13 protein-coding genes are annotated in these 13,665 nt (G+C 45.7%); 6 read left to right on the forward strand and 7 right to left on the reverse strand.

All coding sequences use genetic code 11. The annotated features are described in order from the left end of the window. Window positions 1–56: 56 nt before the first annotated feature. Complete coding sequence (locus tag ACPUEK_RS14530) at window positions 57–605, reverse strand: DUF1285 domain-containing protein (RefSeq protein ID WP_425641174.1); 549 nt, start codon at window positions 603–605, stop codon at window positions 57–59. 156 nt (window positions 606–761) lie between these two features. On the opposite strand from ACPUEK_RS14530, the gene ACPUEK_RS14535 reads away from it, so the two are divergent. Continuing rightward, window positions 762–1,721, forward strand: coding sequence for a methylenetetrahydrofolate reductase (locus ACPUEK_RS14535; RefSeq protein ID WP_067038773.1), 960 nt, complete (start codon window positions 762–764; stop codon window positions 1,719–1,721). Here the strand turns inward: ACPUEK_RS14535 and ACPUEK_RS14540 are convergent. Beyond that, window positions 1,713–2,729: a glycosyltransferase family 9 protein gene (locus ACPUEK_RS14540; protein ID WP_425641175.1), complete on the reverse strand. Its 1,017-nt coding sequence runs from the start codon at window positions 2,727–2,729 to the stop codon at window positions 1,713–1,715. The genes ACPUEK_RS14535 and ACPUEK_RS14540 overlap by 9 nt on opposite strands. Window positions 2,730–2,832: 103 nt before the next feature. Between ACPUEK_RS14540 and ACPUEK_RS14545 the strand changes: the two genes are divergently transcribed. After that, the gene (locus ACPUEK_RS14545; protein WP_425641176.1) at window positions 2,833–3,552 is read left to right on the forward strand and encodes a 3-deoxy-D-manno-octulosonic acid kinase; all 720 of its coding nucleotides are present in this window, start codon (window positions 2,833–2,835) and stop codon (window positions 3,550–3,552) included. 67 nt (window positions 3,553–3,619) lie between these two features. Here ACPUEK_RS14545 and ACPUEK_RS14550 read toward each other — a convergent pair whose 3' ends face one another. The 5 genes from ACPUEK_RS14550 to ACPUEK_RS14570 all read right to left on the reverse strand — a co-directional run bounded on the left by ACPUEK_RS14550 (window position 3,620) and on the right by ACPUEK_RS14570 (window position 9,035). Further along, window positions 3,620–5,977 carry a fatty acid cis/trans isomerase gene (locus ACPUEK_RS14550; RefSeq protein ID WP_425641177.1) on the reverse strand — a complete coding sequence of 786 codons (2,358 nt, stop codon included), beginning with the start codon at window positions 5,975–5,977 and terminating at the stop codon, window positions 3,620–3,622. A gap of 127 nt (window positions 5,978–6,104) precedes the next feature. Continuing rightward, a complete protein-coding gene (locus ACPUEK_RS14555) occupies window positions 6,105–6,695 on the reverse strand; it encodes a hypothetical protein (protein ID WP_067038781.1) in 591 nt (196 codons plus the stop codon). A 66-nt stretch (window positions 6,696–6,761) separates the two neighbouring features. Then, window positions 6,762–7,142 carry a YacL family protein gene (locus tag ACPUEK_RS14560; RefSeq protein WP_067038783.1) on the reverse strand — a complete coding sequence of 127 codons (381 nt, stop codon included), beginning with the start codon at window positions 7,140–7,142 and terminating at the stop codon, window positions 6,762–6,764. An 11-nt stretch (window positions 7,143–7,153) separates the two neighbouring features. Then, the gene (ylqF, locus tag ACPUEK_RS14565) at window positions 7,154–8,143 is read right to left on the reverse strand and encodes a ribosome biogenesis GTPase YlqF (RefSeq protein WP_425641178.1); all 990 of its coding nucleotides are present in this window, start codon (window positions 8,141–8,143) and stop codon (window positions 7,154–7,156) included. Window positions 8,144–8,453: 310 nt separating this feature from the next. Next, the gene (locus tag ACPUEK_RS14570) at window positions 8,454–9,035 is read right to left on the reverse strand and encodes an ACP phosphodiesterase (RefSeq protein WP_425641179.1); all 582 of its coding nucleotides are present in this window, start codon (window positions 9,033–9,035) and stop codon (window positions 8,454–8,456) included. 122 nt (window positions 9,036–9,157) lie between these two features. On the opposite strand from ACPUEK_RS14570, the gene dbpA reads away from it, so the two are divergent. The 4 genes from dbpA (at window position 9,158) to guaD (ending at window position 13,663) form a co-directional block, all read left to right on the forward strand. Next, window positions 9,158–10,525, forward strand: a complete 1,368-nt coding sequence (gene dbpA / locus ACPUEK_RS14575) for an ATP-dependent RNA helicase DbpA (protein WP_067098655.1) — start codon at window positions 9,158–9,160, stop codon at window positions 10,523–10,525. A 2-nt stretch (window positions 10,526–10,527) separates the two neighbouring features. Further along, a complete protein-coding gene (locus ACPUEK_RS14580) occupies window positions 10,528–10,899 on the forward strand; it encodes a hypothetical protein (protein WP_425641180.1) in 372 nt (123 codons plus the stop codon). A 66-nt stretch (window positions 10,900–10,965) separates the two neighbouring features. After that, window positions 10,966–12,252, forward strand: coding sequence for a glycerate kinase type-2 family protein (locus ACPUEK_RS14585; RefSeq protein ID WP_425641181.1), 1,287 nt, complete (start codon window positions 10,966–10,968; stop codon window positions 12,250–12,252). Between the two features lie 103 nt (window positions 12,253–12,355). After that, on the forward strand, window positions 12,356–13,663 hold the full coding sequence (gene guaD, locus ACPUEK_RS14590) for a guanine deaminase (RefSeq protein ID WP_425641182.1): 1,308 nt from the start codon (window positions 12,356–12,358) through the stop codon (window positions 13,661–13,663). The last annotated feature ends 2 nt before the right edge of the window (window positions 13,664–13,665 follow it).

The raw sequence follows: 13,665 nt of genomic DNA on the forward strand, positions 1-13,665 counted from the left end.
ATTTTTCGGATGCGCATTATAGCGTAGGCGGCCTCTTTTCGGACACCACAAATACGCTACATTTCGTGAAAAGTTCCAATCGTGTAAGCCTTACCAGCGCTTATCAATTGTACTAACTGAGTATCGCCATCATTTACCACCGACGCTTGCTCAACTAACTGATAAAACACATTGCGATGAAAACTTGCCCACATACCATGCCGAACAGACACATAAGGCAAAAGCGCATCATCGTATTCAAACAATGCCACATCAGCATCCACGCCAAGGGTTAATACATCATTTGTCTTCGTATAAAAACACCACAATGGCTGACCGTGTTCATCAACACTTTCTTCATAACGAACGACCTGAAACGGCGCATCCTCTACCTCTATTTGAACCTTTTCAGACGGGGTAACAAGAAAGTAATCCTCACCTTCTCGCCATAAAATACGACTAAATAAGGTCACCATTTTATCGCGCTTGATCACTTGGCCTTCATGCACCCATTCGCCATTAGCTTTAATAACCATATCCATCGTACCGCAGTACTCTGGATGCCACTTGTCCACGGGAGGGTATCCGTCTTCCAATGTTATTGGGTCTAAATTGATAGGGGGCATGAAACATTCCTAGACAGCAGATTAACGAAATTCAATTTAACTACAATATAATTCAACGTCCAAAAGAGATCTTGAATTAGATTCACTGTTACACTACACAGCATAGAGACTTCACTTACAGCATAGCTGATATAACTATTTTAAAAAGAGCCCCCAATGACGACTGAATTAGCACGAAAATTTCAAGACCCAAATCGTGGGGTTTATTTTATCGGCACAACACCGCCGAAAAATACAATCAACGACGATGAACAGCTTAACCAAATCGGCCAAAAACTTTTGGACCGCCTAGGCCAAATTGAAGTAGATGGCTTAATCGTATACGACATCCAAGACGAGAGCAGCCGCATTTCAAAGCCGCGTCCATTTCCATACATGGAAACTCACAACCCTTTAGATTGGTCGAAACGCTTACAAACACTTGCTATTAAGCCTGTGATTACCTACAAAAGTGTGTCATCTCGTAGCACTGAAGAGTTTAATCAGTGGCTAGATTCTGCTTGGGATGAGTACGGTATTCGTGACATTGTTTTGGTCGGCGCCCCCTCATCAGACGGTCAAATCGTATTACCTCTTGCGAAGGCCTACGAAACATTGGCCAACAGCCAACATGACTTCAATTTGGGTGGCGTTACGATTGCAGAGCGTCATGCAGCGAAAGGCAATGAGCATACTCGATTGATCAACAAAACCGTTGCCGGTTGTGATTTCTTTGTTTCTCAAGCGGTCTACAACCCGCAAGCAACTGTTGATATGCTAAGCCAATACGCTCGCACTTGTCGTGACAACGGCGAAGAACCAAAGCGGGTGATTCTGACCTTTACGCCTTGCGGTAGCATCAAGACATTAGAGTTTATGGAATGGCTAGGCATTTCAGTGCCTGACGCAACGAAGCACCGTATTTTGGATGCCGAGTTACCATTAGATGAGTCGATCAAGATCTGTCGCTCGGCATTAGAGCAGATCATTGAAGTGGCATTACCTCTCGGTATTCCGCTTGGTCTAAACATCGAAAGTTTGACCAACCGCAAGGAAGAAATCGACGCGTCCATCAACCTTTACAAGCTACTTAAGGCCACACTAGACCTTAAGCTTGCGGAACAAAATCTAGCCTAAATTAGAAGGTTTGATCACTTGTTGCAGTTGAGCAATGACCTGCTCGGCTGCAATCAGCGTCATAGCGTTAGGATCATGCACTCTTGACGCCCAAGGCAACTCCTCTACTGGCTTTCCGTATTCTTTCTCTGCACATGATTCGTACACACTGACGACCTTATCTAAATCATTATAGGGGCCCGTGCGCATGGGATTAGAATGCGCATACAAACCAATCACGGTTGTACCAACCAACGTTGCCATATGAGCAGGCCCAGTATCCGGGCTGACAACACACTCCGCATCAGCCAACACCCTCAACATTTGCGGCAATGAGGTTCGCCCAACTAGATTCACTACACCCTCTTGCAGCAAGGATTGCGCTAGCCTTTTTTCTAAATCACTAGGGCCACCGGTCAAAACCACTTGTATCCCTTGCCCTTGCAACCAATCGATCACTGATTTATAGCCATCTAGCTTCCAATTACGTTCCGCTTTGGAGGCGCTTGGGTTAATCACGACATAGGGACTTTTCAAAGCCGCAGGCTGCTTAGCCAACGTCAGTGGCAAAGGTAACGTAACCTCATGAACATCTAACTTAGCTGTTAACGATAAGAATGAGTCCAACACATGAGGAGAACGAGGCACAACACCAAATTCATTGACAAACCAATGCTGTTTTTCACGGGAATAGGCTTTATGAAAGCCTATTTTTCGGGTCGCTTTTAGCATTTTTGTTAACAAACTGGCTCTTAGAGACCATTGCATATGCAGCAATACATCAAACTTAGTCGTCACCAAAGACCGACGTAAAGCAAGCATGCCTTTTATACCAGATCGTTTTTCGTATACTCGCACGTCAATATTAGGTAACAAACGCACCAGCTGCGCTTCCAGGGGACCTGTAATCCAAGTAATCCTAGCTTTGGGATAACGCTTTTGAAGCGCGGCGACCACCGCCATAGCATGACAAACATCCCCAAGTGCTGAGAGGCGTACCACAGCGATATTCTGAATTGTCTGATCCATTTGTTCCTCTGGGGCTGCTTATATATGAGAACTATTATAAAATAGCCGTGCTCAAAATGACGCTTTTATTGCGTCATCTCATTCATTTTTTTAGATTATTTACATGCCAAGCATTCACCCGACCGCAAGTAGCGACATTGTTTTTATCAGCCCCAATTACAAAGGGGTCACCAAGGATTGGTTCCAACCCGAGTACTGGCAAGCACAAGGCAAACTTACCCATACTGCAACAGGGCGTGGTACCGTTTGGTTTTTAGACACTCCGCAAGGCGCAGCTGTTTTGCGCCAGTATCGGCGCGGTGGACTGATCGCAAAGTTTAATAAATTTAAATTCTTAGCTCAGCCAATGGAGCAAACTCGCGCCTTTAAGGAACTCGCTTTACTGGAAACGCTGCAGCAATTTGACCTCCCTACTCCGACACCTATTGCCGGGATGGTGCGCAGAGAAGGCGTGTTTTACCAAGCATGGTTGCTTACAAAAGTGATCCCTAAAGCTCAAGACTTATTTGAGATGTTGCAACAACACACCTTAAGCATGGACACTTGGCGCCAAATTGGCCACACCATCAAACGCTTCCATGATAAAAACGTCTATCACAGTGACCTGAACTGTCACAACATCATGCTTGATCAGGATAAAAAGGTATGGCTGATCGATTTTGATAAATGCGCGATAAAGAGCAATCAAGGCCGCTGGAAAAAAGACAACCTAGAGCGCTTACACCGCTCATTTGAAAAAGAACTAAACAAACTCAATCGCTTCGAGTTCTCTACTCAAGCTTGGCAACATTTATTAGACGGGTATCATAATAGCCAGTCTTAATAAAATCAAAAAAGCTTTGCTGGGCAACCAACAAAGCTTTTTTCATTATTCATCACACTACTTAACGTTAGCGATTTTCTAAGCGATTGTAGTCTAAGATGCCGCTCGACAAAGGCTTCATCGCTTTATTTAAACGCGCAATTTCATCGCTGGTCGCCCAAAATTCACTGCTGGTTCGGCGTACACCAAATTGATTCAACAACTCTGCATAGTCCTTTTCCGAGCGAAGTTCTTTAACCATCCCAACAAAAGCTGGTATGTCTTGCTCACGCATTTTTAACAACACATTTGGATAGTCTCCAACAATACCTCGCGCTACGATTAACGTGTCTTCCTCTGGTAAAAGAGTCGATTCTTCATCCAACAAACTGGTGATACTTGAATGGGCTCGATTATGAATAATGGTTGCCAATTCCGCTGGCTGATCGCCTCGTGTAATCATCAACATTGCAAGCTCTGGAAACACGGACGCACTTTTTCCTTGCAGTGCTTGTAAGCTCAGCAACATTTCTTGAGAATCAGCGCTTAACGCGGACTGGGACAATTCGTGCCGACGACTTAATACCGGAGCTAAACGCTCTTTGATTAAAGCAAACAACTCTTCTTTATGGTGATCGGTTTGATAATCGACCGCTGACGCCACATCAATTTTCAATAAGTCACTGAAAATATAATCTTTGATTGTCTGATCGGCATCGCGATACCAGTATTCTCGAACCGCGGCGCGCTCATCTCGTGGCAAGAACATCAAGAAATTCATCTCGCCTTCCATACGGAGAAAATCCATATAGAGGCGTGTCACTAACTGATGCCCAACGTTACCGAAGACATCAAAACCCGCCACCAATAGATAGTGAATACGCTCTAGCAGTGGATAATCAATCACCCATGCTGTCTTAGGCGAAGGTCCTACCAAACCTTTTTCTACCGTAGCATTATCAAAATGACGCATCACGGTCAGCGCAGCATTAGGGTTCCGTCCTTCACCGTCCCAAATCATTGATGTGGTGAACTCCATCCCTTCTTGACCCATGTTATCAATCAGTTGCGCTTTTGAAGAAAGATAATCCTTCTGCTTTTCTGAATATTTAATCCAGGTTGAAATCGGCAGCACATTATTGCTTAGCGAAGCAGGCAGGCCCAGCGATGTCGCATTTTGTCGTAAGAAGTCACTACCGATGTTATGTAATTCGAACTCTGGATCAACAAAATAAACCCAGAACTGCTCATTGATTACGTTAACGGCGACCTGACCTCGACAGACAGGCCCTTTGATAAAGGCCATAATGGTATTTTGCGCATGATCTAACAAAAACCGATAACGACTGTTTGCTGGGATTTGCTCAAACGCCTTAAATGGATTGCTGGCAATTTCAACGTCATAACCTGGAAGTTCAGTCACGTCATATTTTTCGCCGTAGAACCAAGCAGACCAACGTTTATAACGAGCCTCATCCAGATGCATCGGAATAAAGGTTTTCTGTACACGACTCTCTGGGTCCAACCAAAGTCGGTAGTACACTCTGTCCACGCTGGGATCTTCATAAGGACGTCGAGTGCTAATACGTTTTATAGGTTCTCCAGGAGGCGTACTTGAGCGAATTAATTTGAACGTATAACGCGCTTCATCATCAAAATATAAACTGTAAAGATAGATGTGCTCAAAAATATAACGATTAACCAACTGCTCTTTCATTGAGTCGCCGTTAAAGCGACTTTCCCACGTCTGCACTTGCTGAGACACGCTTACAGGAACATTAGCAGTGGCATTCATCAGCGCACCTTTTGCTAGCCATGTTGTTAGTATGTCATATTCGCGATCATTTAACTCAGGCAAGCCATAAGGCATGCCCCATGTGGGATGCGATTGTTCGAAGTTGGAATACTCTTCAACCGCTGGACAAACTTGGTCACGATTTAAGGAGAAGTCGTACTCATCAGCAGGCAGGACATCAGTTTGGAAGGCACCTTGTTGACGACGTAATGCAATGGCTCGATACATTACACTGCCCTGCAAATTGGCTGCGGGGCTTTGCTCTCGTTCATTTAAGATGGGGTAAAATCCTTTCTCGCGCCACTCTTCAGTCGTTCGAGCATCTTCAAATAACCGTGTAGGCTTTAGAGCAAGAAGACGGTCACCTTCATAGACCCTTTCTTTGCTGCCGCCACGTTCAATGCCACTGAACGCCGTCAATTTAATTTGACAAGGAGCGTCATAACAGGCGTGGCAATTAATACAACGGCTTTCAAGAATCGGCTTAACTTGGTCTTGATAGAAATTATCCGGAATAGCCTTAGACGTTACCTGGCGGTTTTCAATATCAGCGGGACCAAACACGTCATCTAGATTATTGGTCGCATAGACGGCACAACCAGACAATACGACTAATAACAGCACTAAAGACCATCTCGAAATCAACTTCATCCACTCATCCTAACTCGTTCTTAAATTTTCTTTACGTTTAAACAAAACATTTGGTTTACCCTCTGTACAAAAACAAAAAAAGGGAAGCGAACTTCCCCCTTTTAATTAACGCCTTAACAAGAAAGCGTTATTTTGTTTCTTCTTCGTCATCAAATTCAACCAATTCATAAGCGTCTTCGCCCATGTCTTCGTTGGCCAGTAACAAGGCATCCTCATAGGAGCTACCGAATTCGATACGAGTAATGTCATATAGGTCATATTCGTAAGTCTCATCAAACCAACGCGCATCGGAACCAATTTCTTCTAATTCAAACGTCGTTGAGTCTGCACGAACCACGCGACCGATTTCACAGCCATCTGGATCGACTTCTTCACGATGAAGTGTCACTAGACCGTATTCTTCACTGACATCCATTAGCAAAACAGCCAAGTCCTCAAGCTCTACTTCAGGATCTTCAATATCTTCCCCACGAAGCTCTAGGACACGCTTTTGGAAATCATTAAACGGTGCAGGATGCATAAAATCGCTAATGTCTTCCAAAAATAGAACTTGATACCCATTCAGGTGAACGCCGTCGTCCACTAACTGCATCAGTACCATTTCTTCGTTTGCCGCAATAATAAAACCGTCAGTCCAATTATCTGGTCCGTCGATTTCTTCGCGAAAGATACGTACGACATTCTTACGCGTTCGGGCTTTTTCCAATTCGATGAGCATAATGGCTCCTAAAGGACATCATTAAAAACAGTGGCTAGTTTAAACCTTGGCTAACAAAGGGACAACTCATTGCTGAAAATCATGCCAATTTTCAATCAAATCAATTAGATCATCTAACCCGCACTCGGATTCAACACCATCATTTGACGCTTGAAAGAAACCACTCTGAGTATCAAACATCGCTTTGATTTCGTCTTCAGCTTGGCTCATATCCACACGACGCTTAACAGCGACGCCTTCTGGACTGATCAGCACATGAAAAATGCCATGTTGAAACTCAGTAATTTCGTTATCCTTTTCAGCTAACGAAGCGGCCTGCCATACACGCTGCACCGCTTCTTTATCTTTTAGGTACTCGCTGACCCATTCAGCAATGGCGGCAAACTCTATTTCCGCGATCACGCGGTATGCGCCTTCTTCTTGATCAAATGCTATTTCATAATCCATAGAGCAATACCTCACCCTTTATCATCGCTAACTGGCGCACTGTCATGTTTATCTTGACGGTATTCCACATTTTTTTGTTGCTGTCGCTGTGGCACGGCGGCCGCAAGACGTGCTTTACGAGCCGCTTCTTTCGCCGCCTTCACTTGCTCAACTTTGACCCATTCTTGCGCCACCATGTCAGGCGTCTCCATAACATAGGGGCCGATAGCGCCGCTTCGAACATCGACAAGAAATACTTCGGCTGCTTTATGCATGTCGACTTTGCCGCCGGAACGCAACGCACCACGCTTAGAACCAATGATTTTCAACGTCTCGACAGCGTCAACAGGCGGAGATTTAAGCTTGTAGCGGGCCATCATGGCATCAGAGTAATCGGATATGAAGAAATTCAGGCCAACAATGGCTACATCTTCATAGTCAATCGCGGTATCACGCACCGCTCCAGTCACCGCAAGACGATAGCTGGCATCAGGGCTTTCAATTTTTGGCCACAAAATACCCGGAGTGTCTAAGATTTGAAAACCATCGCTGACACGCAACTTCTGCTGCGCTTTTGTCACAGCAGGCTCATTACCCACTTTAGCAACACGCTTACCCAGCAAAGCATTCATTAAACTGGACTTTCCGACATTAGGAATGCCTGCAATCATGGCACGAATCGGCTTTTCCGCCGAACCACGGTGCGGCACAAGCTTTTGCACCCAACCTGACAGTTTTGCTAAGTCGGCTTTATCCTGCGTACTAAATGGATAAGCAGTGATTTGGTCCGCTTCACGCCAGTGCTCTAACCATAGGTCGACGCGACTACGATCGGCTAAGTCTTTTTTATTCAACAAACGTAAAACCGGCACATCGCCACGCAATGTGGTTAACATTGGGTTTTGGCTCGAGTCTGGTATACGTGCATCCAAAACTTCGATGACCAGGTCTACTTGGGTCATGACCTCTTCGATTTCTCGTCGAGCCTTATTCATGTGCCCAGGGAACCATTGAACGCTCACGTTCTCACCTCTTTGTTACGATTCAAAAATTGGCGCGCAGTCTACCACAAAGTTTAGTGCACTACGGCAAAAACTCCGTACCGAACTTTAAAAACAAACCATTCGAGTGCAAGTCAAAGCAGAAAAGCCTTTTAAATCCTATCGACCCCTAAAGCTGACCTGCGTCAAAACACTAAAATCGCTCCCCCCCTATACTGCAAAACATCCAGAAACATCAGGTGTTTAGGCGCTTGAAGCTCTCTCTGGGTGTTCTCTCGATCGGGCTATCGCCCCTTAGGCCGCAGCGTCTTTTCGCTGCGGCTTTTCTTTTTCAAATCCCCTCTAAAACCCTTTTTTGTGCTTCGTTAATAACATCAGGATACAACCGATTAAACGGCACATGAGCTTGCTCTAGCAGCACATCCAATTCATCAATAAAGGGGGCCAAATAATGCCCCAATGTCCAGCGCTTCTGAATCGAATGGATTGCCCGCTCGACTCCCTCGTAAGTGCCCAGCTCTTTTAGCCAATTATAGTCTTCTAATGACGTAATCATGCGTTGCAAACGCTCAGGGCAATAGGCCTTATCGGCGATCAGAGCCGATACGGCCTCTGAAGCAAACGCATCAAACGGCTGTACGTCATAATCCGCCCAATGGCGAATCAGCCAATAGTCCATCGCAATATCTTGTACGATTCCAGCAAAACGTCGACGGCCTTGCCTTGGCATAGATTTAAAGCGATCGGATTCAGTGTGTGCGTCAACAAACGTGTCAACGGCTTGATGCAAACGCCAACCTTGCAATAGCTTTGGCGCACTAGGGTCTGGCTGCCACGGAAAATCCCCTAACAGGCTTCCGGCATAGGAAGTTTGGGTAATCTTGGCTAAATGGAGATGAGCAACGTAATTCACAACAAACTCTTACAAATTTTAATCAGCATACTTGCAACCTATAAATAGTGACGATCAATAAAATTTGCTAGACTGCAACAAATTTTAATCAATTGGATCATCTCTTGAACGCACCAACACCCATGCAGCTTTCTGAAACACTACCACCAAAACTTACCCAGCTTTTAGCGGATATGGGCATTCACTCCTTTACCCCTATCCAAGAGCAAGCTCTGCCTGACGTGCTAGATGGCAAAGACGTGATCGCACAAGCACAAACAGGTAGTGGTAAAACGCTGGCCTTTGCGATCGGCTTGGTGATGCAATTGAACCCGCGCTACTTTGGTTGCCAAAGTCTAGTGATGTGTCCAACACGTGAATTAGCCGACCAAGTTGCCAAAGAAATTCGCAAAGTGGCACGTTATTTAGAAAACATTAAAGTACTAACACTTTGCGGCGGCATGCCGTTTGGACCACAAATCGCTTCCTTAGAACACGGTGCTCATATTGTAGTCGGTACTCCTGGACGCATTATGGAACATTTGCGCAAAGGCCATTTAGACCTAAGTGGCGTGAATAATCTCGTACTTGATGAAGCCGACCGCATGTTAGACATGGGCTTTATCGATAGTATTCGAGACATTGTTGAGATGACTCCTAAATCTCGTCAAACATTGCTCTTCTCTGCCACGTACAGTGACAACATCGCTAGTATTAGTAATGAGTTCCAACGTCAGCCTCGTTTCGTGAAAGTAGAAGTCGCAGAAGAAACGCGCCCAAACATTGATCAATACTTTGTTCGCGCAAACAACCCAGAAAAACCTAATCGTCTACTGGACACCTTAGCGCATTTTGAGCCGACTCAGGTCATTGTATTCTGTAACACAAAAGTAGAATGTGACGACGTTGCCGAGTGGCTAGTCGATCATGACATCAGTGCTTTAGCCATTCATGGTGATTTTGAACAAAAGCAACGTGACCAAGTGTTGGTGCGCTTTTCTAACAAAAGCTGTTCAGTATTAGTCGCTACCGATGTCGCCGCTCGTGGTATCGACGTAAAAGAAATCGATTTGATTATTAACTACGACACAACACGTGATACGGATGTGCATACACACCGAATCGGTCGTACGGGTCGCGCTGGTGCTGAAGGTATCGCCGTTAGCTTTATTACCGACCGAGATGATCGAAAATTGGCTGACATCGCAACACGTTTTAATATTGAACCCGAGTTTTTAGACTTGAAAACATGCCCAAGCAGCTATCAATTACAGCCTGAAGTGGCGACTATTTTGTTCGATGCAGGCAAGAAAAACAAACTACGCGCTGGCGACATTCTAGGCGCTTTAACCGCAGGCCTCGGCCTTGAGAAAAGTGCTGTCGGGAAAATTGATATCTTTGACTTTCAGGCCTATGTAGCGGTTGAAAAAGGCCAAGCCCGACAAATTGTGAAATCCCTTTCCGACAAAAAAATTAAGGGCCGCACCATTAAATCTCGCGTCCTTCGTTAATTATGGCTTGGTGTCAATGGCTGTACAGCGCGCGCACTCAATACCTTGGTTTTACTGTAGGTGCAGCAACGGTATTATTAGCAACACTGTTACCGGTTTCAGATATCGCGACACCACCCGGTTCGGATAAATTACACCATGTACTGGGCTTCGCTTTCTGGGCAAGCCTCTGTGCATGGGGTTCGAGCCTCCGTTATTTTGTCTTCGCATCCATCATCATTGCCCTAGGTGGCGCCATCGAACTCATACAGCCCTTTGTTCACCGTCATGGAGAATGGAACGACTTCTGGGCCGATACCGCAGGCGTTGCTTTGGCTTCATTATTACACCTCGTTATCCGCCATGTTAAAAAGCGTGGTACAAATACTGCATAGTCTTACTTTGTATGTTCAGGCACACACTAGTCATGCTTGACCAATGCTTACAGAGGGAGATTTACAATGACCAGCTCGACGACCGCCCACACGCAGTTATTGCATTCACTGTTTGAAGCCGCATTGGATGTGGCACAACCTCATCGGTGTGTTCCAAGGCACATGCCATGCCCAGTAAAAGGCAAAACCATTGTCATTGGCGCCGGTAAAGCGTCCGCCGCCATGGCGCAAGCCTTTGAACAAAACTGGACAGGAGGCGAAGTCAGCGGTTTGGTCGTGACTCGTTATGGCTACGCTGTACCGTGTCAGCATATCGACATTGTGGAAGCCGCCCACCCTGTGCCGGATGCAAACGGCTTAACTGCCGCTCAAGATATCCTCCAAAGGGTCGCCAATTTAACCGAGGCCGATCAAGTTGTCGTGCTCATTTCTGGCGGTGGATCTGCCCTGTTATCTCTTCCCTACGATGAAATCAGTTTATCCGATAAACAGACAATTAACTCTGCGCTGCTTAAAAGTGGTGCAAACATCATAGAAATGAATACGGTGCGTCGCCACCTGTCACAAATTAAAGGAGGTCGTTTAGCCGCTGCTTGCTTTCCCGCAAAAGTCACCACTTTATTAATATCCGATGTCCCAGGAGACGATTTGTCATCGATTGCCTCAGGGCCAACGGTAGCCGACCACACCACCTGTCTAGACGCATTAGCTGTTATCGATAAATATCAAATCGACATTTCTAAAGCCGTACGTCAAAAGCTCGAACAAAGCGCCTACGAAAGCATCAAGCCCAACGATCCGCGCATCAAAAACACCGTTACTAAGCTCATAGCCACCCCCCAAATGGCGTTAGAAGCTGCGGCAAAGCGTGCCAAAGAATTGGGCATTCACAGCATGATTTTAGGGGACAGCATCGAGGGAGAAGCCAAAGAAGTAGGCAAAGTCATGGCCGGCATCACTCGCCAGGTACGTACCTTTGGCCAACCCATCAAGCCACCTTGTCTGTTATTGTCCGGAGGCGAGACGACGGTCACCATTAAAGGGGATGGCGTTGGTGGTCGAAATGTTGAGTTCCTTTTATCCCTTGCCATTGAGTTACAGGGGCAGCCTGGTATTTCAGCCATTGCCTGCGACACAGATGGTGTTGATGGCGGTGCAGAGATCGCTGGCGCCATGATTACGGAGCATTCTCTAGACGACGCCATCAGCAAAGGCATCAACGCTTCAGACTACTTAGCCAATAACGATGCTCATAGCTTTTTTGAAAAAATAGGCCAATCTGTGATAACAGGACCAACTCTCACCAACGTGAACGACTTTCGCGCTATCTTCATCGATTCTCTGCCTGAGTAGCACTGCAATACCACGCACCAAGCATTTGAAGTTGGTTCATCGATTGTGTATAAACGATCGGTCAAAGTTTTAACCATTCATTTACATCTATCATCGAGGCCTCATGGCATACATCAAAGCATGGCGATCTGCTATCCTCCACTGCATCGAAAACCCTACTGACGTTGGCTCTGAGAAGGCCTTTGAATATTATCCAGATGGTATTCTAGTCGTAACTGATGGCATCATCAGTGCTCTTGGACATGCCTCGGAAATCCTTCTTGAGCTGCCCAATTCTATGGACATTGAGCATCATCCTGAGGCTTTGATCATTCCAGGCTTTATCGATACGCACATTCATTACCCACAAAGCGACATGATTGCTTCGTACGGGGAACAGCTATTAGATTGGTTAAATCACTACACCTTCCCTGAAGAGAGTAAATTTTCAGACAAAGAGTATGCCCGTGACGTAGCAGACCGTTTCTTAAAAGAGCTCCTACGTAACGGTACAACGACGGCATTGGTATTTGGTACGGTACATAAACAATCAGTTGATGCATTTTTTGAAGCAACAGAGTCGCTCGATCTGCGCATGATCTGCGGAAAAGTCATGATGGACCGTCATGCACCGGATGACCTAACGGATACACCTGAAAGCAGCTATCAAGACTCCAAAGCATTGATCGAGACATGGCATGAGAAAGGTCGCTTACATTACGCTGTTACACCTCGCTTTGCCCCGACTTCAACATCAGAACAGCTGTCCGCCGCAGGAAAACTACTCACCGAATACGATAATCTTTACTTACACACCCACTTGTCGGAAAACGTGCAAGAGTGTGAATGGGTACAGGCACTCTTCCCAGAGTCGAAACACTATTTAGATGTATACGACCAACATCAGCTTCTGAGTGAACGCTCCGTTTTTGCTCATGGCATTCACCTTTGTGACCATGAATATCAACGCCTGAGTGAAACCGGGTCGGCCGTTGCATTTTGTCCAACATCCAACTTATTCCTTGGTAGCGGATTATTCGATTTATCCAAGGCTGAGTTTCATAAACTGAATGTCGGCATGGGTACCGATGTGGGTGGCGGGACAAGCTTCTCTATGTTCAAAACGCTCAATGAAGCCTACAAAGTCATTCAGCTACAGGGGCAGAACTTAGATCCAATAAAGTCATTCTATTTAGCCACTCTTGGAGGTGCCAAAGCACTAAGACTGGAACATAAGGTAGGTAATTTGGCGGTCGGCACAGAAGCAGACTTTGTGATACTGGACAAAACTGCTACACCGTTAATCAAAACCCGCTTGGCGCGTTCTAAAGAGATTGCCGACACCTTGTTTGCATTGATGATTTTGGCTGACGATCGCGTCGTGAAGGCCACTTATTCAATGGGCAAGTGTGTTCACCGTAGAGAAGAATAATC

This window comes from Marinomonas gallaica (genome assembly GCF_049821165.1).
Classification (GTDB): Bacteria; Pseudomonadota; Gammaproteobacteria; order Pseudomonadales; family Marinomonadaceae; genus Marinomonas; species Marinomonas gallaica.